The organism is Halosimplex litoreum (genome assembly GCF_016065055.1).
GTDB classification, from domain to species: domain Archaea; phylum Halobacteriota; class Halobacteria; order Halobacteriales; family Haloarculaceae; genus Halosimplex; species Halosimplex litoreum.
Genome location: NZ_CP065856.1, coordinates 3,658,406 through 3,682,104 on the forward strand (window position 1 = coordinate 3,658,406; position 23,699 = coordinate 3,682,104).

Genomic DNA, 23,699 nt, shown 5'->3' on the forward strand with positions numbered 1-23,699 from the left:
GCAATTTACATAGGCTATCCTCCGTTACCGGTGAGCAATGAGTTCAGAGACGGCCGACCACCGACGGCTTATCATCGCGGGATCTGGTATCGCGGGGCTGACGGCCGCCATCTACGCGGCGCGGTCGAACCTCGACCCGCTCGTGCTGGAGGGCGACGAGCCCGGCGGACAGCTCACGCTGACGACCGACGTCGAGAACTATCCCGGTTTCCCCGAGGGCGTCGGCGGCACGGAGCTAGTCAACGACATGAAGGCCCAGGCCAAGCAGTTCGGTGCCGAGATCACCCACGGGATCGTCACCGACGTCGACGACGAGGGCCGACCCTTCGAAGTCGAACTCAACACCGGCGACACCTACACCGCCGACGCGGTCATCGCCGCCAGCGGTGCGAGCGCCCGCACGCTGGGGATCCCCGGCGAGGACGACCTGATGGGCTTCGGCGTCTCGACGTGTGCGACCTGCGACGGCGCCTTCTTCCGTGGCGAGGACATGGTCGTCGTCGGCGGCGGCGACGCCGCCTTCGAGGAGGCCGACTTCCTGACTCGCTTCGCCGACACCGTCTACCTGGTCCACCGCCGGGAGGAGTTCCGCGCCGAGGACTACTGGGTCGACCGCCTGATGGACAAAGTCGACGACGGCGACGTGGAGATCATGCGAAACACCGAACTGCTGGAAGTCCACGGTTCCCAGGAGGCGGGCGTCGACCACGTCACCCTCGCGGAAAACGAGTCGGGCCACCCCTCGGAGAAGCTCGACGACTCCGAGACCGAGACCTTCGACTTCGACGTGGGCGCCGTCTTCGTCGCCATCGGCCACACGCCGAACACGGACTACCTCGAAGACACAGGCGTCGAACTCGACGACGAGGGCTACGTGAACACGCGGGGTAGCCGCGGCGGCGGCGAGGGCGGAGACCAGACCGCGACCGGCGTCGAGGGGCTGTTCGCCGCGGGCGACGTGGTCGACCACCACTACCAGCAGGCGATCACCGCCGGCGGCATGGGCTGCAAGGCCGCGATCGACGCCGACGACTACCTCGAACGCGAGGTTCCGACTGCCGGGGAGACCGAGGCGGCCGCCGAAGCCGACGACTGACGGGTCGGTCTCTCTCTTGGCGTGTTTCGCCCGCAGCGCACGCTTCCACCAGACCCATATGGCGGCTCTCCCTACGAGTGCCATGGCAGAATCCGAGACGGTCACGCTCACGCTCGAATCCGACGAGGACACGGACGAACTCGAAGTCCCCGCTGCGCTGATCGAGATGCTCGCCGAGGGCGACGAGGCGCCGCCCGAGGTCGTCGGCGACATCGCCATGTTCGGCCTCGCCCAGCGCATCCACAGCGCCACTCACCACAGCGAAGGCGAGGTCAGCGACGAGATCGCCGAGGCCGAGACGCTCACTCTGGACCTGTTCGAGAAGCGGTTCGGCAACTCGTTCGCGGAACTAACCGGCCACAGCCACTGAATCGTCGTTTCTCGCGTTCGTGACGAACGACGGTGTCGTGCGGGCCGCTCAGGGGACGTCCCAGCGGATCAGGACGCCGTCGTCGACGCGTTCCACGTCCCGCAGCGACAGCTCCGGGAACTCCCCGACGAAGCCGTCGCCGTCGGCCAGCGTGGGCGCCTTCCAGCCGCCGATGACGGCGGGGCCGACGAACGTCGAGAGCTCGTCGACCATGTCGGCGGCGAACAGCGAGAAGATGAGTTCGCCGCCGCCCTCGACCATCAGGCGCTCGATGCCGTGGTCTTCGAGCTGTGCGAGCGCCTCGGGGAGGTCGACCTGCTGCTCGCCGGCCGAGACGACCTCCGCGCCGGCCTCGGAGATCTCGGCGACGAAGTCCTGCGGGGCGGCCTCGCTCGTCAGGAGGTAGGTGTCGGCGCGGTCGTCGAGGACGCGAGCGTCGTGAGGGGTGCGGACCCGAGAGTCGGCGACGATACGGGCGGGGTTCTCGGGCTTGCCGGCGTCGCGACGGCGTTCGCGGCGGGCGTCGTCGTCGACGGTCAGCGAGGGGTCGTCCGCGAGGACGGTGCCGACGCCGACCATGACGGCGTCGCTCTCGGCGCGCAAAGCGTCGACGCGGTCGAAGTCGGCGGGGCCGCTGATCTCCACCTGTTCGCGCTCGCGGGTCGACAGCTTCCCGTCGGCGCTCATGGCCGCGTTGACGACGACGTACATACCCGGTAGCTACGCCCTCGCCGGAAAACCGCTTTCGGTGTTACCCGCACTCCGTTCGATGGCAGCCGTCGCTCGCGCTCCCCGTCGCCCGGCGCTCACTCCGGTCGTTCGGTCAGCTTCCGCGCGTCGAGGCGCTTGGCGCCGTCGACGCCGGCGGCGCGGAACGCGACCGCGTCGCCGTCGGTCCACAGCGCTTCGAGGTCGAAGACGTACTCGTCGGTCCAGCTCTTCAGTCTCGCTTCGCCGGTCTCGTCGATCTCCAGAAAGTGCGCGGCGTCTCCTGGGTTGCGATCTCCCACTCGTCGTCGCCCATGTCGAACGACTCGCTCTCGGTGTCGGCCCACGCGAAGACACAGCGGTACTGCCGGCGCGGTCGGTCCGAGCGCTCGTGGTCGACGCGCTCGTCGGTCTCGAAGTCGACGCCCCTGGTCGAACACCACGCGCGGAGGTGTGCCTCGTCGAACCGCTTGGGCCCCTTCGCACCCGCCCCCGACCGCCGCCAGAGCACGTGTGACTCCGACGGCTTCCCCCGGAAGGTCGGAGGTCGCATACTCCGGACTGGGCCGTCGACGGATAAATAGCTACCTCGAACGTCAGCCGCGGTGATAGCTCCGCAGGGGCGTGAGCCCCGGACGCCGCCACGGCGGGGCTCGCGCCGTCGGTCACCCGACGGGAACGATTTTTACCGAGGCCAGCCGAAGGTCCGGTGATGAGCTTAGACGACCATGCCGAGGAGCTCGCCTCCGACCTCGGCGTCGACAAAGAGGAGGTCAAATCGGACCTGGAGAACCTCGTGGAGTACAGCGTCCCCGTCGAGGAGGCCAAAGACAGCCTCCGCCGCAAGTACGGTGACGACTCCGGCGGCGGGGGCGGCCCCACGACGAAGTCCATCGCCGAGATTACCACCGGCGACTCGAACGTGACCGTCACCGGGACTGTCCTCACCGTCGGCAAGCGCTCGATCCGATATCAGGGCAGCGACAACGTCATCTTCGAGGGCGAGATCGCCGACGAGACCGGCAAGATCTCCTACACCGCCTGGGACGACTTCGGTCTCCAGGCCGGCCAGACCATCACCGCCGGCAACGCGGGCATCCGCGAGTGGGAGGGCGAACCGGAACTCAACCTCGGCGAGAGCACGACCATCGGCCTCGCCGACGAGGACCTCGCGGTCGACTTCCCGGTCGGCGGTGATTCCGGTCTCGCAGAGCTCGAAGTTGGCGACCGCGGTCGCAACGTCGAGGTCACCGCTCTGGAGGTCGAGACGAAGACAATCGACGGCCGCGACGGCGAGACCGATATCCTCAGCGGCATCCTCGCCGACGAGACCACGCGGCTGCCCTTCACCGACTGGGAGCCCCACGAGGCGATCACCGAGGGCGCCTCGATCCGCCTGGAAGACGCGTTCGTTCGCGAGTTCCGCGGCGCGCCCTCGATCAACGTCTCGGAGTTCACGACCGTCACCGAACTCGACCGCACGGTCGAGGCGACCGACGAGGCCCCCAGGCTCGCGATCCGTGACGCCATCGAATCGGGCGGCCTGTTCGACGCAGAGCTGGTCGGCAACGTCATCGCGGTGCGTGACGGGTCCGGGCTCATCGAGCGCTGTCCAGAGTGCGGTCGCGTCGTGCAGAACGGGCAGTGTCGGACCCACGGTGCCGTCGACGGCGTCGACGACCTGCGGATCAAGGCCATCCTCGACGACGGCACCGGCACCGTGACCGCGATCCTCGACGACGAACTCACCGAGGCGATCTACGGCGGTGACATCGAGGACGCGAAGGCCCACGCCCGCGAGGAGATGGACCAGGAGGCCGTCGCCGACGACATCCGCGAGACGCTCGTCGGCCGGGAGTTCCGCGTCCGCGGGTCGCTGTCGGTCGACGAGTACGGCGCCAATCTGAACGCCCGCTCGTTCGACGAGACCGACGACGACCCCGCGAGTCGCGCCGGCGACCTGCTGACGGAGGTTCGCGGATGAGCGGATCGGAAGACCAGGGCGGCGCGGGGCGACGCGAGGTCGCCTATCGCCTGTTCGCCGCGGAGTTCGACGACGCCGACTTCTCCTACTCGGAGAGCGACGAGGAGCGCGCCCCGAACTACGTCGTCTCGCCGACGGGCGGCCGCGTCAACCGGCTGTTCGTCGTCGGCGTCCTCACCGAGGTCGAGGACGCCAGCGAGGAGGTGCTCCGCGCACGGATCGTCGACCCGACGGGCGCGTTCGTCGTCTACGCCGGCCAGTACCAGCCCGAGGCCCAGGCCTTCTTCGACCAGGCCCAGGCGCCGATGTTCGTCGCCGTCACCGGGAAGGCCCGCACCTTCCAGCCCGACGACTCGGACGTGACCTACACGTCGATCCGGCCGGAGAACGTCAACGAGGTCGACGCCGAGACACGGGACCGCTGGACGGTCGGCACCGCCCGGCAGACGCTCGACCGCGTGCGGACGATGGCCGGCGCTCTCGCCCGGGAGGAACGGGGCGACGAACTCCGCGCCGCACTGGAGGCCGAGGGCGTCGATACCGGACTGTCCGCGGGCATCCCGCTCGCGATCGACCACTACGGCACGACGGCGTCGTATCTCGACGCGGTGCGCGACACGGCCGTCCAGGCCCTGGAGGTCGTCGCGGGCGAGCGCGAGGAGGTCGACCCCCACGCCGCCTCGCCGGACGCTCCCGGCGGCGTCGACCCGGCGACACTGGCTACCCTCGACGTGACCGCGAGCGTCGGCGGTGGGACTACCGACCTCGGGGGGACCGACGAGCCGACGACCGCGAGCGACGACACCGCGACCGCCGCGGCCGGCACCGGTGAATCGGATTCCGACGCCGACTCCGTCGATACCGACACCACGACTTCGACCGCCGAGACCGATACGTCCGGGCCCGAACGCGACGAGTCCGTGACCGCCGACACGAGCACCCCGACTGCGCCCGAAGGCGACACCGAGCCGGTCGAGTCCGCGTCGGCGGAGGCCGCGGAGACGAGCCAGTCCGAACCCGCGGAGTCGGTTGAATCCGAACCCGAACCCGCGGAGTCGTCGGGCGTCGACGCCGAACCCACCGCGACCGCCGCCGGCAGCGGTGCCGAGACGGGCGCTCCCGACGCCGGCGCCGATTCGCCCGACGCGGGGGCGGACGCCGCGGGCGCGGACGACCTCGACGACTTCGACCCCGGAGAGTTCGAGCTCGACGACGAGGAGCGCGAGGAGATCGAGGCGGAGTACGGGACCGGCTTCACGAGCGGCAACGAGGTCGACGAGCCGGGCGAGGCGGACATCGAGACGCCCGACCCCGAGGAACTGGCCGAAGCCGAAGCGGAAACGGCCGAGCAACCGGCCGACACGGGAGCGGACGCCGGCTCAACCGCGTCCGAACCGGAATCTGCGGCCGACGCCGAACCGGCCGACGACGCCGAACCGGCCGAAGACGTGGACATCGAGGACGCTGTGATGGACGCGATGGCCGAGCACGACGACGGCGACGGCGCGCACGCCGACGAGATCGTCGAGGCGGTGACCGATCGGACCGGCGCCGCAGACGAGGCAGTGCGCGAGGCCATCCAGGACGCGCTGATGGGCGGTCGCTGCTACGAGCCCGAGGACGACGTGTACAAGCCGATCTGATGGGCGTCGAACCGATTCCCGACGAGCCCGCGGCGGTCGCGACCTGCGGTAACGAGCGCGCGCTCGTGATCGCGGACTTCCACGCCGGCATCGAGGCCGGCCTGCGCCGGGACGGCGTCGAACTCCCCGACCACGCGCCCGACCGCCGCGAGTCGCTGTGTGCGCTCGTCGACCGGGAGCGACCGGACCGCCTCGTCTTCCTCGGCGACCTGGGCCACGCCATCGGCGACCCCGGCCGCGAGGAACGCGAGGAGGTTCTGGCGCTGTTCGACGCACTCCCAGCCGATCTGTCGGTGACGCTCGTCAAGGGTAACCACGACGGCGACACCGAGTCGGTCCTCGAACGGGTCGACCAGCCCGTCGAGATCACGCCCGGCCACGGCGTCCGTCTCGGCGAGGTCGGGTTCGCCCACGGTCACACCTGGCCGAGCCCGGACGTGCTCGGCGCCGATATCGTCTGCGTCGCCCACGAGCACCCGGTCGTCCGCCTCGAAGACGAGGTCGGCGGCGCCCGCGTCGAGCGGGTGTGGCTCCGCGGCGGTCTCGACCCGGCGCCCTTCCGCGAGTTCCACGACGCCGACCTCGACGCCGGCGGCGAACTCGTCGTCTGTCCGGGATTCAACGACCTCTCGGGTGGCACCTGGGTCAACGTCGACGGCCAGGACTTTCTCGCCCCGTTCCTTCCCGACGGGCTGGTCGACGGCGAGGCGTACCTCCTCGACGGCACACGCCTGGGTGACTATCGACGAGTGTGAGTCGGTCGACCAGGCGTTGGTTTCCGGATCGTCCCGAGGTGCTCAGTTCAGGACAGGAACTTAGGGGAGCGGGTGGCGCGTGCTGTCGAGCGGTGCGAGGTCGACCGCAGGGAGACCTCGATGCGAGCGGGGAACGAAGTGACCCGCGAGCGTGCCCGCCTCGTGGCGGGCCGCTCGAAACAGTCGCGCGAGGGATGAGCGGAGGAACGGAGTGACGGAGTGAATCGGTTGGGGAGGAGTGTGGCCGCCTGCGATGCTGTGCGGGGCGGTCGCAGTGCCGTGCGGTCCCTGGTGTCCTGACGAGCGAAGCGAGTCAGGGCCCAGGAGAGCTTGCTCTCCTGGCGGACTGAAAGGGCGAGGCGCGCTCGCGTCGGGAGTCGCCTGAGCGGGCTCTATCCGCGCGCTGGGAGGCGCGCAGCGCCTCGAAGCGAACGGCTTTGCCGTGAGCAGGCGGTGCCGAGAGCGCGGATATCCCGGTCAGCGACCGCGAGCGCGGCGAGGGCTTTCGTCGCTTGCCGTCGACTGCGGTTATTTTCTCTCGACTTCGTTCCGCGACTCGTTCACCCGAAACCACTACTCAACTGGCACACGGACCGAATGACGTCGATCGGTCCGTCAAAAGACATTTCTCCCGCGGTCACGAAACGGCGCGCATGTCGCGAACGGTCGACCTCTCGGTCCCCCGCTGGGTTCGCATCCTGTTCGTGTTCTTCCTGCTCGGCGGCGCGTTCGTCACCGGTACCGCTGCCCTCCTCGACATCACCGTCGAGACGCTCGGACTGGCCGAGAACGCCTACATGTCGAGCCTCGCCCTCTCCGTGTTCGCGTACCTCGTCGTCTGCGCGGTCTGGTTCGCACGAACCACCGACACCGACGGCGGCTCCGTCTGGTCGGCCATCCCCGACTCGCAGTACACCGGCCAGCACGCCGAGAGCGGTGGCATCGCCCGGAAGGAACAGGAGGACGCGATCCGCGAGTTACAGGAGAGCGAGGAGTAGCCCTCACTCGCGGTGAACCGTTCAGCCGGCGGGTCCGAACGCGTACAGTCCGTCGTCCGCGGTGACGAACAGTCCACCGTCGAGCACGACGGGCGGGTACCGCGCACCACCTCGAGGTACGTCGCCCTCCCAAATCCGAGGGAAGGTATGCGACCAGAGCCAGTCTCCGGTCGTCCTGTCGACGGCGTGCAGCGAGCGGTCGTCGAATCCGGTCGCGACGTAGATCGCGTCCGAACCGACGGCAGGGGCCAGCGGGTCGGACTGGTCGTTCAGCCACCGCTGTCGTCCGTCGCCGGCGTCGAGCGCGTACACGCCGTCGGTCGCCGCGTAGTACAGCGTCCGCTCCCCGTAGGCGAAGCCGCCCGACGGCGGGGCGACGGATCGCCGCCACCGCACGACCCCGTCCGCCGCCGAGAGCGCGCTGACGACGCCCGATTCGTCGGCGACGAACACCGAGCCGTCACCGACCGTCGTCGGCACGCGAACCGACTCCACCGCGTCCGAGACCCAGCGTCGCTCCCCGTCGGACTTCGCCAGGGCGACCACCCGGCCGTCCGTCGTGGCCGCGAAGACGTGCGCGTCGCCGACCGCGAGTCCCGATTCGATATCGGCCTCGGGCTCCCGGAACGCCACCTCCCAGACCGTCTCGCCGGTCTCGCCGTCGACCGCGACGACCATCGCCGGTGTCCCGTCGTAGCGTCGTCCGGCGAGATACAGCCGGTCGTCGTCGACGACCGGCGCCCAGCCGACGTGGGCGTCCGTCTCCTCCTGCCAGCGGACGGTCCCGTCCCCTGCGTCGAATCCAGTCAGCTCACCACTGTTACTGAAGACGTACTGTCCGACCGCCGGCGAGCGATTCGTTCCGGTTCGGTCAGGCCCCTCCCAGATCGAGTCGCCGGTCGCTCTCGAATGGGCCGCGATCGTGACGCTCGCGGACCCGTTCGCCCGTTCGAGGAACATCGTGTCGCCGTCGAACACCGGTGCGCTCGCGGCCGGCAGCCGCCAGTAGACCGAGCCGGAGTCGGGCAGGACCGTGGCATCGGGCTTCGCGAGCGTGTTCGCCGCGTCGGCGCGGTACTGGCGCCACTGGCCGGAGACCGACAGCGGTCTCGGCGAGCGGTCCGTCCCGAGTTCGGACCCGTCGTCCGCTCCCCCTCGACCTCCGACCAGGTATCCGACCGTCCCGCAGAGCGCGACGCCGGCCCCCGCTCTGAGGACGTTCCGCCTCGACGTGATAGACGCCACACACGACCGCCGTCTCGATCCGATAAGTGCTTTCGGGAACTTCGACGTGGCGGTGAGCGCACGCGGTGCTCTCTGGGGACGGTCGCCAGAAAACGGTGGGACGGGGATTCGAACCCCGGAGTCCGTGAGGACAACTGCTCTCAAGGCAGTCGCGTTAGGCCACTTCGCTATCCCACCGCACTCCGGAGTTTCGCCCCTCGGACCTAAGGGTTGTCGGTCGGTTCCGCGGGACGCCCCGCGTCGCCGCTCAGTCCCGACCCACGGCCAGGCCGCCGTCGTCGACCGACGCGATCAGGCCGAGGTCCTCGACGACCGCTGCGGTGCGGGACGGCACCCACAGGTCGGCGCGGCGGCGCGCCCGGATCTGCGACACCAGCGTCGCGAACCCGCCCGGTGTCTCGGCGACGGGGAGCAGCTCCAGGAAGTCCACGTCGAGGCCGGCGTCGCGGCCGCGGTCGGTCAGCGTCTCGACGGCCGGCTGGGCGAAGGCGTTCTCGAAATCGATCGGTTCGGTGAACGCGGCGTAGGAGACCCGGCCGTCGGTCGCAGGGCCGAGGACGACCTCGGCGCCGCGGAGCTTCATCGCGGCGCTGTCGACGATGCGGCGCTGGAGCATCGCGGCCGCGGGCCGCGCGACGGCGGCGCTCTGGACGCCTTCGCGGTCGAGCAGGTGAGTGATCGTGTTGCCGACGCGGGCCGACAGCGACGAACCGACCTGCACCTCGTAGCGGGGCGCGTCGGGGTCGTCGAGCGCGGGCGCGAGCAGCGAGCGTACGGCGTCGCGCGCCGCCTCGTCCGTCGCGGGTTCGGTCGGGTCGTCGGCGTTCACTGGGAGGTAGTTGACGAGCAGTTCGGCCCCGCTGGCGCGGACGGCGACGGCCACGTCTCGGGCCATCGCCGCGTAGAGGTCGGCCGCCTCCTCGGCGGTCACTGCATCGGCGTCGACGAGATGTTCGAGGACGGTCCCGGGCTCGGCCGGCCGGACGAAGAGGGCGACTGTGGTCATACTCGTAGAGCGGGCCGACTGCACCTTGAAAGCGCCGTTCCGACCTGTCACCGTCCCCCAGAGAACCCGGTGCGAACTCCCACCGACGCGGCGCTACGACGCCGCCCGACCGCCGTCGTCGCCCGATGCCGGGGTAGTCGCGTTCACGACCGTGCCGTTCTCGGTGTCGTCCTCGACGACCGGGGTCGAGTAGGGATCGGTCGGGTCGGTCCCGTAGCGCAGTTCCGTGCCGTCGTCGACGCCGTCGGCGTCGGTGTCCGCGGTGAATGGGTGGGTGCCGTTCGCGCGTTCGGCGGCGGCGGTCAACCCGTCGCCGTCGGCGTCGAAATCGCCGCCGGGGGCGGTGTAGGCGTAGGGCGACCGCGGTGGCGAGACCGGTGCGCCGCCGCGGACGTGGTCGTCGAGCCACTCGCGGTGGGACTCGCCGCTGACGTTCGCGAGGACCGACGCGAAGACGTCGTAGGTTATCAGCCCGTCGTGCTCGTTCAGCCGGCGGAACACGCGCTGGAGGGTCCGATTGCCGTCGGTCGCGTTCCGGATCCGACCGTCGAGCGCGGCGAGGACGCGCCCGCCTTTCGCGTACGGGACGTACGTGTTCGACCACGACGAGCGGTCGGTGAGCGTCGCGTTCGCGCCGCGTTCGTTCCCGAGCGTCGCTCGAAGCCGTTCGAACTCACTGGGGCGATTCGGTGGGACTCGCACCGAGACGACGGCGGCGTAGTAGCTCGCGCTCGCCTCTCGGAACCAGGCCATCTCGCCGCCGAGGACGAACGACTGGCGAGTGTGAACGTACTCGTGGATCCAGGTGTTGGGCGGCGTGCCCGCGTCGGAGCCGGCCGACACCCAGAAGTCCTGATGATCGCCGTCCCCGAGCGCGGCGGCCCCGCCGTGGCGCAGCGGCCGCGGCCCCGCGAAGGCGGTGACCACCGAGTCGCGGGCGCCGACGCGGAGCTGGTCCGAAGCGACCGACAGCACGCGAAGGACGCGCTCTGGGTCGTCCGCTAGCTCGGCGGCCGTCGGGCGGACGAGCCTGATCCGCTGGGCGGTCGCGTTGGTCGTCGACGCCTCGAACCCGCCGAGGTAGACGATCGACGGCCCGGCGAACCCGCGCTGGTCGGGTCCGACGCGCGTCCGCCGGTCGATCCGGGCGTTCGCCTGCCAGGAGTAGACCCAGCGGTCGAGGACTGCGTCGCGGTAGGCGAAGTCTGTCCGCGGGTTCGCGAGCGCCCAGTCGCCGGTGTCGACCCAGCGGAGGCCGCCGAATCGCCGACTCGACCGATTGACCGCGACCCGGAGCGTCACCGACGGCTCGGTCGTGTTCCCGTCCCAGGTCCACCGCCCGTTCGCCCGGGCCGCGAATCCGGTCGCTTCGACCACCCGCCCACGGGTGTAGTTGTAGACGACTAGCGCCGAGACGTTCTTACCGACACTGTAGCGCTGTGTCGCCAGGATCGTCCCCGACGCGTTCGGTACCTGCCGATAGGTCACGGTCTGGACGACCGCCGACCCGGTCCCGTTGTTCGCCGCCGGAGCCGCGATCCCCGATCCGCCCGCCCAGCCCGCTTCGCCCCCGAGATCGGTAGTCGCTCGAACGCCACCGACCGGTCCCGAGAGGACGCTCGCGACCGCGAGCACGAGCGCGACGACGGCGACCGATCGGGTGCGTGACACACTAGCGGTGTGTGACAGGCTGTCGCATAAATCTGCTGGCGGCACGGTCCGGTCGTTCGCCGGTGGCCGAGCGCGCCCGTTTCAGCCCTCGAACTCCGACTTCGTCACGCGTTCGACGACCGTCTCCTCGACGTCCCGGAGGTCGTAGTCGGGGACGGATCCGCCCGTCCGCGTGACGTACATCGGTTCGACGAGGCGTCCCGGTCCGGTGGAGTCGGTGCGGTCGTCACCCTCCGCTACACCGCCGCGTTCGGTTCCGTCGGGCCCATCGCCGTCGAAGTCGTCACCGTCGGGCTTACCACCGTCGGAGTCGTCGACATTCGCTGGTTCGAGACCGTAGATCTTGCAGAACCGGTCGATCTCGTCGGGTTCGACGGTGTCGTCGCGGACCGCGGTGGCGAGGTCCCGGGAGAGCCACTCGGTCTCGCTGACGCTCGGTTCGAGCACCATCGCCTCGTCGACGAACCGGACGAGATACCAGTTCAGATCGTTCAGTAGCGCGACCGCGGCGCCGAGACTCACGGTCGCCAGGCCGACCGTGTTCTCGAACGGTTCCCGCAGGTCGTAGGTGGCCAGGGCGTCGCGAGCCGTCTCGCGGGAGAGCAACTCGTAGCGGAGGTTCACGTCGTCGGCGCCGACCAGGCACACCCGCGTCATGGTGACCTGGAGACGCGGGCGCCCCTAAGCGGTTTCGCCTTCCGCGGGGTCTCGGTCCCCGACTCCGTCCCGTGCGCCCTCGACGACTTCCAGGCGGTCCGCGACCGCCCGCGCCCGCTCGCTCAGACCCGCGGGCTCTCGCTCCCGGATGGCGCCCAGTCGACCCCGGGTCTCGGGGTAGTCCGGCGCGAGGCGGTCGCAGCCGGCCGGGATCGTCGACTCGTGGAACGTGCCGATCTCGTCGGCTCGCGCCGTTATCTCGGTCTTGTCGACGGTCAACAGCGGTCGGTGGACCGGCAGGTCGACCGCGGCGCTCGTGACCGCGAGGTTGGCCGTCGTCTGACTCGACTTCTGGCCGACGGACTCGCCGGCGACGATACCGACCGCGCCCCGTTCTTCGGCGACGGCCGCCGCGACACGGAACATGAACCGGCGAAGGACGAGCATCCGCCCCACGTCGACCGCCTCGGCGATATCGGCGACGGCGTCGCCCGCCGGTGCGATGCGGAGGCGAACGTCCCGGGTCGGGGCGTATCGAGCGAGCGTCTCGGTCGTCGAGACCGCGCGCGCCCGGTGGTCGACGCCGCCGTAATCGCCCAGGTCGACGTACAGCGGGATCACGGGCGCACCGCGTTTCATCAGCTCCCACGCCGCGACGGGGGAGTCGATCCCGCCGCTCAGCAGCGCGACGACGGGGTCCTGCGTGCCCAGCGGGAGCCCGCCCGGCCCCGCTCGCTTCTCCAGAAAGACCAGGGCGTCGTCCTCGCGACAGTCGACGAACAGTTCGGTGTCGGGGTCGTCGAGGTCGACCTCGGGGTCGACCCCCGCCGCCTCGGCAGCGTTCCAGACGGCGCTGCCGCCCTCTCGCTCGATGTCGGTGCTCGAGAACGGATGGGCGGACTCCACGCCCGCGCGGCGGGCCGAGACGGCGAAGGCTCCGCCGTCGTAGCCCTGGCGGGCGGCCTCGGCGAGGGCCTCGCGGATGGATTCGATGGTCGGGTCGACGCGGACGGCCGGACTGGCCGAGACGACGCCGAAGGTGTCTGCGGCCGCGGCGGTGGCGCCCTCGGGGTCGTCGGTGTGGAGCCACAGGCGGAAGCGTCGCTGTTCGATCTCGGCGTCGACGCCCCGGTCTGCGAGGACCGCGTCGAGGTTCTCGCGGAGCCGACGTTCCATCTTCGTGCCGACGTGCTCGCTCTTGGTCCCGATCTCGCCGTGGCGGACCACGACCACGTCGGCGCCCGGCGGATGCATGGCTACCCGTTGACGACCCCTGGTATAAACAGGCTTCGTACGGCGGCCGCCCCGTGACGACGTAGCGAGCGCGGGCAACGAGGGAAAGCGAGCCGCTGGAGCGTCCGCTCAGAACGTCGAGAGTTCGCCGTCGATGACGCGACGGGTAATCGAAGTCACGTTCGCGAGTTCCTCGTCGATGGCGGCCGCGACCTCGTCCTCGATGTCGGCGACGGAGACGCCGTCCTCGGTGACGAGTGTCGCGTCGGCGACGTGAGGCTCGTCGATGGGGCTCCCGATCTGGCTGAGCAGGCGGATCTGGAGCTGGCGGATGCCGTCGACCTCGGCGACGACCGACCGGGCGATCTCAGTCGAGAGCAGGTTGTATATCTTTCCGATGTGGTTGACGGGGTTCTTCCCGCTGGTGGCCTCCATGCTCATCGGGCGGTTGGGCGTGATGAGGCCGTTGGCGCGGTTGCCCCGGCCGACCGACCCGTCGTCGCCCTGTTCGGCTGAGGTGCCGGTCGTGGTGAGATAGATGGCGCCGTCGTCGTAGTCGTCGGCGGTGTTGACGTGGACCGTCACCTCGCGGTCGGTGTACTCGCCGGCGACCTCGCCGACGAACTCGCGGACGCCCGCGACCGTCTCGCGGTACTCCTCGAGGCCGTCGACGTGGGCGTCGACGGCGGCCGCGGCGACGGTCACGTCGATGTGGTCGCCCTCGCGCTTGCCCATCACCTTGACGTCCTGGCCGACGGCGGGGTTGTCGTCGCTGTACTCGCCGTTGAGCCGGCGCTCGACGTTCAGGACGATCTCCTCGGTCTCCGAGAGCGGGGCGTGGCCGACGCCGTAGCTCGTGTCGTTGGCCATCGGAACCGTGCCCTCCTCGCCGAACACCTCTTGCAAGTCACCGCTGCCCTCGCCGAGGCGCACGTCGACGATCACGTCCGTGCCCACGTCGAGATGCGGGAAGTTCGCCTGGAGGTAGTCGCGGGCGGCCTCCAGCGCGATGGTCTCGGCGGGGATCTTGGTCCCCTCGTACTCCTTGGTCGCGCGGCCGACGATGAGCAGATAGATGGGTTCCTGTACCTCGCCGCCGCCGAACGCGGGCGCGGCGTTGCCCGCGACCAGTTGCGTCTCGTCGGTGTTGTAGTGGAGCACCTTCCCGACGCGGTCGAGGTAGGTCTGGGCCAGCGCCTGGGAGACGCTCTCGGCGATGCCGTCGCAGATCGAGTCGGGATGGCCGAGCCCCTTCCGCTCGACGATCTCGACTTCCTGGTCCTCGACGGCCCGCCCGGCCGCCGGCTGGACGCTAATATTTCTGTCCGTCATTGTCTCCGCGTTGGATACCCCCGTTCGTATAACTTGCGGAAACCGGAACGGCCGATCTAATTACTCTCCTGCATTACCGTGACCGTCGGCGCCGCCGTCGTCGTCGCCGTCTCCGTCGAGCAACAGCCCGAGATAGGAGGTGCGGATCTGCTCGGTGGGGTCGAGTCCGAGGTCGTCGAGGACGGCACGGGCGCCCTCTCGTGCAGCCTGGATATCGTCGTCTTCCGTCTCGGTCTCGACCTCGACGAACTCGCCGAGGCCGTCGACGCGGTCGAGCGTGACGGTGTAGCCGTCGAGACGGTAGTGTGCCCGCTCCTTGCGGACCGTCGCGGCCGGTTCGAAGCCCAGCCCGTCGAAGATCCCTTTCGCCGCCCCGTCGTCGGCGACGGTCGTCTCGTGTTCCTCGCGGGACTTCGACTCGGCCTCCAGCAGCGGTCCCTTGTAGGTGATCTTCGCCGTCTCGAACGCCTCGTCGGCACTGGCCTCGCCCGCCTCCGGTTCGCGCTCGCGGCGGATCCGAAGCGCCTCGTCGGTCTCCGCGAAGTTCCGGTGGGGCGCGTCGTAGTAGGTGTCTTCCTGGACGACGCTATCGACGAACTCGGCGCCAGCCGCGTCGAGCGCCGACTCGACGGTCTCGTGGTCCGCGCGGACCTTGACCTCGACTTCGTACATGGGCGAGCGGACTCGTCTCGGCGGCAAAAGCGCGCCGCTCTCTCTGTGACTCCGACTCCGGTGTTCGATCCCGCCAACGGACGCGACACGCACGGCGGAGAGACCGTGACACAAGACCTATACACCACGTCCGGTCGACGAAATTACATGAGTCGGTACCGACGGCGGTCCGTCCTTGCCGGTCTCGCGGCTCTCGGTGGGCTATCCGGATGCTCGTTCGAGGGGAGCGACCCGGAGCGGTCGGCGAGCCCGGGTTCGGACGAGCCCACTGCCTCGGATCACTCGCCGTCGAGGACTGACACCGACACCGACACTCACACCGAAACTGCACCGCGGACACCGGTACCGAGTGTCCGAGAAGTGCTTCCGGAGGCAGGAGACGGCTGGCGGCTTCTCGACACCGGAGATGTCGTTCCCGTGCCGTTGACGGCGGAAGACCACGTACGCGGCGACTACCGCGGTCCCGACGGGACGGAGTTCCGCGTGGTCGTCATGGAGTTCTCCCGCCCGGTGATCGCGGAGTTCAACGCCGAACGCCTGGCCTGCGAGGCCGAGTGGAGCGTCGCGCTCCAGTATCGAACGCTCGCGATCGCGGCCAGCACCGGGACGACACAGGAGAGGCTGACCCCGGAACATCCCCCACGGATGAGTCAGACGGCCCTTCCCGGGACGAGTGGGGACCCAAGACGACTGCTCCGGCGGTCACCCGTTCTGTCTCGGGACCCCATCGAGACCGGGGCGATCGATTCCTGTTGAGTTCCCACGTCGATCCGAGCGGAGTCCCGAACCGGCCGCGAATCGGGATCAGCCGTCGAGCGCGTCGCCGACCCGCGCCGCGAGTCCGTCGGCGATGGACTCCATGCCGGCGTCGCCGGGGTGGAGCAGGTCGGTCGTCAGCCCGTCCGTGGCGGACAGTCCGCGCCCGTCGACGACGGAGACGTTCCCCGAGTCACACCCTTCGACGACGGATTCGAGCGCCTCGCGGTAGGCCCGCGCTCGCTCGCGGTCCCCGCTCTCGCGGAGGTCGGCGTGGTAGGGGAACAGCGTCGCGCAGACGACCGGGCGGTCCGGGTCCGCCGCGGCCACCGTCTCGACGAGATACGCCGCCCGCTCGCGGAACTGTTCGACGGTGAACCCTCGGTTCGCCATGTTGACCGACAGCGCGAGCGTCGCCACGTCCCAGTCGTCGCGGCCGGCGATGTAGTCGGCGACCGCCGGCTCGCAGTAGGCCGCGCCCGACATCCCGAGGTTTATCGCGTCCAGATCGAGACCACGGGCCACCCGCGAGACGTAGTTGAGGTGGGTCGCCGACGCGGCGGCACCTTCGGTGATCGAAGTGCCGTAGGCGAGATACCGGCGGTCGGGCGTCTCGGCGGGGTCGGGCGGTCGGCACTCGCCGGTCACGTCGTGGAGCGCGACCGGCGCCCACGGTTCGAACCGGACCCGACAGACCCACGGGTCGAACGCGCTCGCGGCCTCGACGGCGGCGTCGGGGCTCAGGTCGGTCAGCGGTTCGGGCACCGACAGCTCGAACGTCGTCGGTTCGGGACCGAGTTCCAGTACCTCCTCGCCCTGGAAACTCCCCCAGAACGGGCGGGCGACCGACTCCGCGGCCGCCGAGAGCGTCAATCGAACGGTCTCCGTCCCCCGAGGAACGAAGCGTATCTCGCACCCGGCTGGGTGGCGGATCCGCTCGCGGGCGGCCACGTTGACGGTCGCCGCGACGTCCCTCGGGACGCGCCTGAGTTCCTCGCCCGCGTCGGTCCAGTCGGGGTCGGCCAGGTCGGCCACGTCGTGCAACGCTACCGACGGGTGGTCGGCTCCCGGAGACATCTGTGGATACACCACCTGTCGGCACCGGCGACGAAACCGTTCCGGTCGCGGCGCGCCGTGCCGGGAGTCGCCCCCGACGACCGCCGGCGTTTCCCGACCCAGAGAACTGTCCACGATCCAACGGAAATCGAGTTCAGATTAGCCTCAAGTCGGTACAGTCCTCACCGTCGATCGCATGTCGAACTACGAACTCGACCCGCTGCCGTACGACTACGACGCGCTGGAACCGCACGTCAGCGAACAGGTGCTCACCTGGCACCACGACACCCACCATCAGGGCTACGTCGACGGCTGGAACGCCGCCGAGGACACCCTCGCGCAGAACCGCGAGGACGGCGACACCGCCGGCTCGGCGTCGGCCATCCGCTCGGTCACACACAACTCCTCGGGCCACATCCTGCACTCGCTGTTCTGGCAGAACATGAGCCCCGAGGGCGGAGCCGAGCCGGAGGGCGAGCTGCGAGAGCGCATCGAGGCTGACTTCGGCTCCTACGAGGCGTGGAAGGCCGAGTTCGAGGCCGCCGCCTCGGACGCCTCGGGCTGGGCGCTGCTCGTCTACGACAGCTTCAGCGAGCGCCTGCGCAACGTCGTCGTCGACGAGCACGACCAGGGCGCGGTCTGGGGCGGCCACCCGATCCTCGCGCTGGACGTCTGGGAGCACTCCTACTACTACGACTACGGCCCCGCCCGCGGCGACTTCGTCGACAACTTCTTCGAGGTCGTCGACTGGGACGAGCCCGCGGCCCGCTACGCCGAAGCCGTCGAGCGCTTCGAGTGAGACCGTAGCCGCGCCGACGGTCGCTCAGCGAATCGACCGTCAATCCACGAATCGAACGCGACTCCGCGAACCGTTCCCGACCTCGGCCGGATCGGTGGGCATCGATCCACGGCCGTCCGTTTTCGACCGCGACCGGGCGACGCGACAGCCGACGAACCGGTGACGGCGCCCGGCGTGCGGGACCAGTCCACACACGCGTTCGAGAGAGACGAGTTTTTATACCCCGAGTCCAACTTCCCGAGTACGACGTGGACGCGTCGTGGGCTCCGTTGGTGTAGTCCGGCCAATCATTTCGGCCTTTCGAGCCGATGACCTGGGTTCAAATCCCAGACGGAGCACTACCACCTTATCGCGGGCGAACTTCCTCGCGAGCCTCCGGCTCGCTCCGGGAATCCACCCGTCGAAAACGGGGGTGAAGACACCGGGAGAGCACGCTCTACCGAGCCTCCGCTCGCGAGGCTCGCGACCGGTAAACCGCGCGCCTGCGGCGTTCGGTTTGGCTGTACAGGTGATGGAGTGAGCGGTCGGCGGTTGCGGTGGCGCGTGCTGTCGGGCGTGTCCGCCTCTTGGCGGACCGCTCGAAACAGCCGCGCGAGGGATGAGCACCGCACGCCGCAGGCGCGCGGAGCGCAATCGGCTGGGGAGGTGTGTGGCTGTCTACGGTGCTGTGCGGAGCGGTTGGGGCCCCTGGCGGATTGAAAGGGCGAGGCGCGCTCGCGCCCTGAGTCGCCTGAGCGGGCACTATCCGCGCGGGTGGTGCGGAGAGCGCGGATATCCCGGTCAGCGACCGCGAGCGCGGCGAGGGCTTTCGTCGCTTGCTGTCGCGTGAGGTCGATCCGTTTCAAAGCGAGCGCGGCGAGGGCTTTCGTCGCTTGCCGTCGAGCGCGGTCGCATCCGATCGACTTCGTTTCACGACTGGTCGAACAGAAACAACTGATACACTCGCACGTTGTACCGAACACCGAGAGTCACGTCCGAACGCTTAGGCCCGCGCCGACACTGGATCCCGAGTATGCCCGCCGACCTCGAAGAGAAGACCGACCGATACGAAGGACTGCTCGCCGAAGCGCTCGACGCCGCCGAAGTCGCCCCGCCGGAGAGGACGCCGATGGCCGACGCCGCCGCCGAGTGCGAGGAGATGGCCCGCTCGTACCTCGAAGACGGTCGCCACTTCCGCGAGAGCGACGACCTCGTCAACGCGCTGGCCTCCTTCTCCTACGGCCACGCCTGGCTCGACGCCGGCGCCCGCATCGGCCTGTTCGACGTGCCCGAGGAGGGGCATCTGTTTACAGTTTGAATAGACCGTTCGCTCTCGAATTTCATCCGTGATTTCTGGAGGTTCGAGTTTAAGTGACTCGCCGGGGTACGTCGAGTAACGACCTTCCGGGGGCTTCTCATGTCACGCGAAGCGACGAACGGACCGAGCGCGGACGGACGGCTCGCGGCCTTCCAGCAGTGGCTCTCGCGAGCGGCGGGGGCGCTGACGGGCTCGCGGATCCACGTCCCCAACTACGACCCCGCTCGCCACGGCCGGCTGGTCGCCGACGACCCGCCGGCGGGCGGTCGCGAGATCGACCGCTACTGGCTCAACGCCCCCTTCGCCTACGTCTCGATCGCCTACGACGACGAGGAGAACGAACACCGCTATCGCGTCGTCGAGCCGACGCTGGACGAGACCGAACGGGACCTGCTGCACCGAGTGTTCGACGACATCCGCGACCCCCTGCTGTACCGCGACGACGTGAGCGAAGACCCGGCCGACGCCCTGCGCGAGGAACTCCGCCAGCGCCTCGAAGAGTACGGCGTCGACGTCGCGACCGAGACGTTCTATCGCCTGTTCTACTACCTCCATCGCTCGTTCCTGGGCTACGGGAAGCTCGACCCCGTCATGCACGACCCGCGCGTCGAGGATATCTCGTGCGACGGCGCCGGTCTGCCCGTGTTCGTCTACCACGAGGACTACACCGACGTGGAGTCGACGGTCGTCTTCGAGCGCGACGAACTCGACGACTACGTCATCCAGCTCGCCCAGCGCTCGGGCCGTCACGTCAGCGTCTCCGACCCCGTCGTCTCGACGACGCTGCCCGACGGCTCCCGTATCGAACTCGCGCTCGGCGAGGAGGTCACGCCGCGCGGGTCGGCCTTCACCATCCGGAAGTACGCCGAGGAGCCGTTCACGCCGGTCGACCTGATGAACTACGGCACCTACGACGACCGGATGCTGGCCTTCCTCTGGCTCTGCATCGAGAACAACAAGAGCCTCATCTTCGCCGGTGGGACCGCCGCGGGCAAGACCACCTCCATGAACGCCGTCTCGATGTTCATCCCGCCCCGGTCGAAGGTGATCACCATCGAGGACACCCGTGAACTGTCGCTGTATCACGAGAACTGGCTCTCGTCGGTCACCCGCGAGCGGATGGGCGACGGCGACATCACGATGTACGACCTGCTGCGCTCGTCGCTTCGGCACCGCCCGGAGTACATCGTCGTCGGCGAGGTCCGCGGCGAGGAGGCGATCACCCTGTTCCAGGCGATGAACACCGGCCACACCACCTTCTCGACGCTGCACGCCGACTCGGTGCAGACGGTCATCAACCGTCTGGAGAACGAGCCGATCAACGTCCCGCGGCCGATGGTCCAGAGCCTCGACGTGTTGAGCGTCCAGGTCCTGACCCGATCCGGTGGCGAGCGGGTCCGGCGCGCCCGGACCATCGCCGAGATCGAGGGCATCGACCAGCGGACCGGCGAACTCGACTACTCGAACACCTACAACTGGGACGGCACCGGCGACTCCTTCACCCGCAACAACAGCGAACTCCTCGACGAGATCCGCGAGGAACAGGGCTGGACCCGCGCCGAGTTGCTCCGCGAACTGCGCAACCGTCGGCGCTTTCTCACCTACCTGCAGGACAACGACATCACGGACTTCCGACGGTTCACGGCCATGGTCAACAAGTACTACGCCGACCCCGACGAGGTCGTCGCCATGATCGACGAGGCCGACGTGACCGTCGACGAGGGGACCGATCCGGCGATCGCCGACGACACCGACCCGGCGGTCGACGACGGGTCCGAACCGTCGGTCGACGACGGGTCCGACCCGGCGGTCGGCGACCAGCAATGAGTTCGGTACTCGGGCTCGCCCCGTTGGCCCTCGCACTGGCGCTGGTCGCGCTCATCCCGTTGTCGTCGGTCTACTCCAGTCTCGACACCTGGTTCACGCGGACGGCCCGGCGCTACTTCGGCCGGTACGTCCCCGAGGCGGCCCCCGACCGCCGAACCCGGCTCAAGGAGGCGTACGTCGACAAGACCTACCGCGCCTACGCCGCCGAGACGTACCTCGTGACGGTCGTCGCCGCGCTGGCCGGCGCCATCGTCGGCGTCTACGTCTTCGGCGGTATCCTGCTCGTGCTCCCGGCGGTCGGCGAGTTCGTCCAGGCGCTGCCCGACGCGATGGCGAACGCGCTCGGCCGGCCGGAGCTGGAACCGGAACTGACGCCGAATCAGGTGTTCGCCGTGTTGACCGCCGGCGGAGCGGTCTCGGGGCTCGTCGTCGCCGGATTCACCTACTGGTACCGCTGGGAGAGCCCCCGGAGCCACGCCGAGGTCCGGCGGCGGGGAATCAACGAGGGGCTACCCCGGACGGTCGCGTTCGTCTACGCCCTCTCCCGGGGCGGCATGTCCACCCCGGGCGTGATGCGCACCCTCGCCGAGAACCGCGACGTGTACGGCCACGGCGCCGACGAGATCTCCGTGGCCGTCCGCGAGATGGATCTGTTCGGCCGCGACATCATCACCGCCGTCCGCAACGTCTCCAAACGCACGCCCAGCGAGCAGTTCAAGACCTTCGGCGAGAACCTCGCGAGCGTCCTCCAGAGCGGACAGAACCTCCCCGAGTTCCTGCGCGACCAGTACGAGCGCTACCAGGAGGAGGCCGTCGACCGCCAGGAGGACATCCTCGAACTGCTGTCGACCATCGCCGAGGCCTACGTCACCGTTCTCGTCGCCGGGACCCTCTTCCTGATGACGATCCTGCTCGTCTTCGGGCTGACGACCACCCAGACGATCAACTTCCTGCGGCTGCTCGCCTACCTGATGATCCCGCTGGCGAACGTCCTGTTCATGGTCTACCTGGCTGGCAAGCTCGACCTGCTCGGCGTCGCGAGCGGCAGCGAGACGGGGGCGCTGGCCGAGTCGATGCGCGGACGCTCGGGCCGCCCCGGTTCGGACCCGGAACCGGCCGAGGGCGAATCGACCGACGGGGCGTCGACGGGTGAGGGCGTCGACGGGGCGACCGCTGGCGAGCGCGCCGACGCCCCTGTGGCCGACGGCGGCTACACGGCCTCGGCGCCCCTCCGCGAGCAGCTGGCGGTGTACGACTCCCTGCGCCGCGTCCGGGCGCTGATCGACCGGCCGTTTCGCGGGCTCATGCGGCGCCCGACGGCGGTCCTCTACGTCACCGTCCCGCTGGCGCTGCTGTCGATCGCCCTCCGAGCGCCGGCGGCGATCACGGCCAACGGCGTCCAGGCCCGCGCCCTCGACGACGTACTGGTTCAAGCGACGCTACTGGTGGTCGGCACGTTCGCGGTCGTCTGGGAGATATACACCCGCCGGATCCGCCGGATGGAGGCGGCGCTGCCGGAGCTACTCGAACGGCTCGCGAGTCTCAACGACGCGGGGATGTCCGTCGTCGAGGGGTTCGAGCGCGTCCGCGAGAGCGACCTGGGCGTCCTCTCGGTCGAGGTCGATCGGATCTGCCGGGACCTGACGTACGGAGCGAACGTCGACGACGCCCTGCGCCGGTTCGGCCTCCGCGTTCGCACGACCGCGACCACCCGCGTCGTCACGCTGCTCACGAACGCCCTCCGTGCGAGCGGCGAGCTCGCGCCGGTCCTGCGGATCGCCGGCGAGCAGGCCAGCGCCGAACTCAAACTCCGACGCAAGCGCCGCCAGCAGATGTTCACCTATCTCGTCGTCATCTACATCTCCTTCGCCGTGTTCCTCGTCATCATCGTCGCCGTCCAGGAGGTGCTCGTGCCGAGCCTCCCGAACAACGTGCCGACGCCCGAGAACAGCAACCGGCTGGCGGTCAACGTCGAGTCGTTCGCCCGCTTCGGCCAGGTGAACAAGGCCGCTTACACCCTCGTCTTCTTCCACACGGCCATCGTCCAGGCGGTCCTCTCGGGCTTCATCGCCGGCCAGCTGGGCGAGGGGTCGCTCAAACACGGGGCCAAACACGCGGCGATCATGCTCGCCGTCGCCTACGGCGCCTTCCTGCTCCTGTCATCGCCGGTCGCGCAGGTCACCTTCGACGACCAGACGATGACCGGCGAGACAGTCACCGTCGACTCCGTCTCGCTCTCGGAAGGCGGCTACGTCACCGTCCGCGCCCGCACCGCCGACGGCGAGGTCGTCGGCCACAGCGAGTACCTCGCCGCGGGCGAACGAGAGGAGCTGCGCATACGTCTCGAATCCACCTACAGCGAGGAGATGGAGCTGTACGCGGTGCCACACCTCGACACCGACGGCGACGAGCGCTTCGGCTACACCGGCGGCTCTGTCGACCGCACTTACCCGACCGAACGGACGCGGATCTACGACGTGGCGCAGGTCCAGCGGTCCGACCGGGGCGGGAGCCAGTCGCTCCAGCGTGCGGTGGGGCGACCGGCGTCCGTCGGGTGGCCGACCCCGCCCGGGGTCGGCAGCTTTTAGACCGCC

22 protein-coding genes and 2 tRNA genes are annotated in these 23,699 nt (G+C 69.4%); 12 read left to right on the forward strand and 12 right to left on the reverse strand.

Annotation, left to right across the window (positions count from 1 at the left end; all coding sequences use genetic code 11):
* The first annotated feature begins 37 nt into the window (after nt 1-37).
* Together I7X12_RS18160 and I7X12_RS18165 are read left to right on the forward strand one after the other, a co-directional pair.
* Nucleotides 38-1,096, forward strand: coding sequence for an NAD(P)/FAD-dependent oxidoreductase (locus tag I7X12_RS18160; protein WP_198061427.1), 1,059 nt, complete (start codon nt 38-40; stop codon nt 1,094-1,096).
* Nucleotides 1,097-1,178: 82 nt separating this feature from the next.
* Complete coding sequence (locus I7X12_RS18165; RefSeq protein ID WP_198061428.1) at nt 1,179-1,466, forward strand: DUF7545 family protein; 288 nt, start codon at nt 1,179-1,181, stop codon at nt 1,464-1,466.
* Between the two features lie 48 nt (nt 1,467-1,514).
* On the opposite strand, the gene I7X12_RS18170 is transcribed toward I7X12_RS18165, so the two are convergent.
* From I7X12_RS18170 to I7X12_RS18180, 3 genes are all read right to left on the reverse strand, one after another.
* Nucleotides 1,515-2,177, reverse strand: a complete 663-nt coding sequence (locus tag I7X12_RS18170; RefSeq protein ID WP_198061429.1) for a 2,5-diamino-6-(ribosylamino)-4(3H)-pyrimidinone 5'-phosphate reductase — start codon at nt 2,175-2,177, stop codon at nt 1,515-1,517.
* Between the two features lie 95 nt (nt 2,178-2,272).
* The gene (locus I7X12_RS18175) at nt 2,273-2,476 is read right to left on the reverse strand and encodes a hypothetical protein (protein ID WP_198061430.1); all 204 of its coding nucleotides are present in this window, start codon (nt 2,474-2,476) and stop codon (nt 2,273-2,275) included.
* A complete protein-coding gene (locus I7X12_RS18180) occupies nt 2,407-2,727 on the reverse strand; it encodes a hypothetical protein (RefSeq protein WP_198061431.1) in 321 nt (106 codons plus the stop codon). The genes I7X12_RS18175 and I7X12_RS18180 overlap by 70 nt, the downstream gene beginning before the upstream one ends.
* A 159-nt stretch (nt 2,728-2,886) precedes the next feature.
* On the opposite strand from I7X12_RS18180, the gene I7X12_RS18185 reads away from it, so the two are divergent.
* The 4 genes from I7X12_RS18185 to I7X12_RS18200 all read left to right on the forward strand — a co-directional run bounded on the left by I7X12_RS18185 (nt 2,887) and on the right by I7X12_RS18200 (nt 7,554).
* Nucleotides 2,887-4,158 (forward strand): Single-stranded DNA binding protein, encoded by a 1,272-nt coding sequence (locus I7X12_RS18185; RefSeq protein WP_198061432.1) that lies wholly within the window; start codon nt 2,887-2,889, stop codon nt 4,156-4,158.
* Nucleotides 4,155-5,801, forward strand: coding sequence for an RPA family protein (locus I7X12_RS18190; RefSeq protein ID WP_198061433.1), 1,647 nt, complete (start codon nt 4,155-4,157; stop codon nt 5,799-5,801). Before I7X12_RS18185 ends, I7X12_RS18190 begins: the two co-directional genes overlap by 4 nt.
* Complete coding sequence (locus tag I7X12_RS18195) at nt 5,801-6,556, forward strand: metallophosphoesterase (RefSeq protein WP_198061434.1); 756 nt, start codon at nt 5,801-5,803, stop codon at nt 6,554-6,556. The genes I7X12_RS18190 and I7X12_RS18195 overlap by 1 nt, the downstream gene beginning before the upstream one ends.
* 653 nt (nt 6,557-7,209) lie before the next feature.
* Nucleotides 7,210-7,554: a hypothetical protein gene (locus I7X12_RS18200; protein ID WP_198061435.1), complete on the forward strand. Its 345-nt coding sequence runs from the start codon at nt 7,210-7,212 to the stop codon at nt 7,552-7,554.
* Between the two features lie 21 nt (nt 7,555-7,575).
* On the opposite strand, the gene I7X12_RS18205 is transcribed toward I7X12_RS18200, so the two are convergent.
* From I7X12_RS18205 to cyaB, 8 genes are all read right to left on the reverse strand, one after another.
* Nucleotides 7,576-8,799: an outer membrane protein assembly factor BamB family protein gene (locus I7X12_RS18205; protein ID WP_198061436.1), complete on the reverse strand. Its 1,224-nt coding sequence runs from the start codon at nt 8,797-8,799 to the stop codon at nt 7,576-7,578.
* 93 nt (nt 8,800-8,892) lie between these two features.
* Nucleotides 8,893-8,976 (reverse strand) — tRNA-Ser (locus tag I7X12_RS18210).
* A 70-nt stretch (nt 8,977-9,046) separates the two neighbouring features.
* Nucleotides 9,047-9,805, reverse strand: coding sequence for a glycosyltransferase family protein (locus I7X12_RS18215; protein ID WP_198061437.1), 759 nt, complete (start codon nt 9,803-9,805; stop codon nt 9,047-9,049).
* 93 nt (nt 9,806-9,898) lie between these two features.
* Nucleotides 9,899-11,476, reverse strand: a complete 1,578-nt coding sequence (locus I7X12_RS18220) for a hypothetical protein (RefSeq protein ID WP_198061438.1) — start codon at nt 11,474-11,476, stop codon at nt 9,899-9,901.
* An 81-nt stretch (nt 11,477-11,557) separates the two neighbouring features.
* Nucleotides 11,558-12,133, reverse strand: coding sequence for a DUF5804 family protein (locus I7X12_RS18225; protein WP_198061439.1), 576 nt, complete (start codon nt 12,131-12,133; stop codon nt 11,558-11,560).
* A 24-nt stretch (nt 12,134-12,157) separates the two neighbouring features.
* Complete coding sequence (locus I7X12_RS18230; protein WP_198061440.1) at nt 12,158-13,387, reverse strand: tRNA sulfurtransferase; 1,230 nt, start codon at nt 13,385-13,387, stop codon at nt 12,158-12,160.
* A 108-nt stretch (nt 13,388-13,495) separates the two neighbouring features.
* Nucleotides 13,496-14,698: a methionine adenosyltransferase gene (locus I7X12_RS18235; protein WP_198061441.1), complete on the reverse strand. Its 1,203-nt coding sequence runs from the start codon at nt 14,696-14,698 to the stop codon at nt 13,496-13,498.
* A gap of 60 nt (nt 14,699-14,758) precedes the next feature.
* A complete protein-coding gene (gene cyaB / locus I7X12_RS18240; RefSeq protein ID WP_198061442.1) occupies nt 14,759-15,370 on the reverse strand; it encodes a class IV adenylate cyclase in 612 nt (203 codons plus the stop codon).
* A 105-nt stretch (nt 15,371-15,475) separates the two neighbouring features.
* Here cyaB and I7X12_RS18245 point away from each other — a divergent pair, with 105 nt between their 5' ends.
* Nucleotides 15,476-16,126: a hypothetical protein gene (locus I7X12_RS18245; protein WP_198061443.1), complete on the forward strand. Its 651-nt coding sequence runs from the start codon at nt 15,476-15,478 to the stop codon at nt 16,124-16,126.
* Between the two features lie 48 nt (nt 16,127-16,174).
* Here I7X12_RS18245 and I7X12_RS18250 read toward each other — a convergent pair whose 3' ends face one another.
* Entirely contained in the window at nt 16,175-17,203 is a 1,029-nt protein-coding gene (locus I7X12_RS18250; protein ID WP_198061444.1) for a GDSL-type esterase/lipase family protein, read from the reverse strand.
* A 175-nt stretch (nt 17,204-17,378) separates the two neighbouring features.
* Here I7X12_RS18250 and sod point away from each other — a divergent pair, with 175 nt between their 5' ends.
* The 5 genes from sod to I7X12_RS18275 all read left to right on the forward strand — a co-directional run bounded on the left by sod (nt 17,379) and on the right by I7X12_RS18275 (nt 23,693).
* The gene (gene sod, locus I7X12_RS18255) at nt 17,379-17,981 is read left to right on the forward strand and encodes a superoxide dismutase (protein WP_198061445.1); all 603 of its coding nucleotides are present in this window, start codon (nt 17,379-17,381) and stop codon (nt 17,979-17,981) included.
* Between the two features lie 263 nt (nt 17,982-18,244).
* A tRNA-Glu gene (locus I7X12_RS18260) sits at nt 18,245-18,319 on the forward strand.
* A 674-nt stretch (nt 18,320-18,993) separates the two neighbouring features.
* Nucleotides 18,994-19,278, forward strand: coding sequence for a DUF357 domain-containing protein (locus tag I7X12_RS18265; RefSeq protein WP_198061446.1), 285 nt, complete (start codon nt 18,994-18,996; stop codon nt 19,276-19,278).
* A 99-nt stretch (nt 19,279-19,377) separates the two neighbouring features.
* The gene (locus I7X12_RS18270) at nt 19,378-21,105 is read left to right on the forward strand and encodes a type II/IV secretion system ATPase subunit (protein WP_198061447.1); all 1,728 of its coding nucleotides are present in this window, start codon (nt 19,378-19,380) and stop codon (nt 21,103-21,105) included.
* Nucleotides 21,102-23,693 carry a type II secretion system F family protein gene (locus tag I7X12_RS18275; protein ID WP_232342910.1) on the forward strand — a complete coding sequence of 864 codons (2,592 nt, stop codon included), beginning with the start codon at nt 21,102-21,104 and terminating at the stop codon, nt 23,691-23,693. Before I7X12_RS18270 ends, I7X12_RS18275 begins: the two co-directional genes overlap by 4 nt.
* Nucleotides 23,694-23,699: the final 6 nt, after the last annotated feature.

What these genes read in the sequence shown, in the direction of transcription:
- I7X12_RS18160 (WP_198061427.1), top strand. Translation starts at nt 38, where the DNA reads ATGAGTTCAGAGACGGCCGACCACCGACGGCTTATCATCGCGGGATCT.
- I7X12_RS18165 (WP_198061428.1), top strand. Translation starts at nt 1,179, where the DNA reads ATGGCAGAATCCGAGACGGTCACGCTCACGCTCGAATCCGACGAGGAC.
- I7X12_RS18170 (WP_198061429.1), bottom strand. Translation starts at nt 2,177, where the DNA reads ATGTACGTCGTCGTCAACGCGGCCATGAGCGCCGACGGGAAGCTGTCG.
- I7X12_RS18180 (WP_198061431.1), bottom strand. Translation starts at nt 2,727, where the DNA reads ATGCGACCTCCGACCTTCCGGGGGAAGCCGTCGGAGTCACACGTGCTC.
- I7X12_RS18185 (WP_198061432.1), top strand. Translation starts at nt 2,887, where the DNA reads ATGAGCTTAGACGACCATGCCGAGGAGCTCGCCTCCGACCTCGGCGTC.
- I7X12_RS18190 (WP_198061433.1), top strand. Translation starts at nt 4,155, where the DNA reads ATGAGCGGATCGGAAGACCAGGGCGGCGCGGGGCGACGCGAGGTCGCC.
- I7X12_RS18195 (WP_198061434.1), top strand. Translation starts at nt 5,801, where the DNA reads ATGGGCGTCGAACCGATTCCCGACGAGCCCGCGGCGGTCGCGACCTGC.
- I7X12_RS18200 (WP_198061435.1), top strand. Translation starts at nt 7,210, where the DNA reads ATGTCGCGAACGGTCGACCTCTCGGTCCCCCGCTGGGTTCGCATCCTG.
- I7X12_RS18215 (WP_198061437.1), bottom strand. Translation starts at nt 9,805, where the DNA reads ATGACCACAGTCGCCCTCTTCGTCCGGCCGGCCGAGCCCGGGACCGTC.
- I7X12_RS18225 (WP_198061439.1), bottom strand. Translation starts at nt 12,133, where the DNA reads ATGACGCGGGTGTGCCTGGTCGGCGCCGACGACGTGAACCTCCGCTAC.
- I7X12_RS18230 (WP_198061440.1), bottom strand. Translation starts at nt 13,387, where the DNA reads ATGCATCCGCCGGGCGCCGACGTGGTCGTGGTCCGCCACGGCGAGATC.
- I7X12_RS18235 (WP_198061441.1), bottom strand. Translation starts at nt 14,698, where the DNA reads ATGACGGACAGAAATATTAGCGTCCAGCCGGCGGCCGGGCGGGCCGTC.
- cyaB (WP_198061442.1), bottom strand. Translation starts at nt 15,370, where the DNA reads ATGTACGAAGTCGAGGTCAAGGTCCGCGCGGACCACGAGACCGTCGAG.
- I7X12_RS18250 (WP_198061444.1), bottom strand. Translation starts at nt 17,203, where the DNA reads ATGTCTCCGGGAGCCGACCACCCGTCGGTAGCGTTGCACGACGTGGCC.
- sod (WP_198061445.1), top strand. Translation starts at nt 17,379, where the DNA reads ATGTCGAACTACGAACTCGACCCGCTGCCGTACGACTACGACGCGCTG.
- I7X12_RS18265 (WP_198061446.1), top strand. Translation starts at nt 18,994, where the DNA reads ATGCCCGCCGACCTCGAAGAGAAGACCGACCGATACGAAGGACTGCTC.
- I7X12_RS18270 (WP_198061447.1), top strand. Translation starts at nt 19,378, where the DNA reads ATGTCACGCGAAGCGACGAACGGACCGAGCGCGGACGGACGGCTCGCG.
- I7X12_RS18275 (WP_232342910.1), top strand. Translation starts at nt 21,102, where the DNA reads ATGAGTTCGGTACTCGGGCTCGCCCCGTTGGCCCTCGCACTGGCGCTG.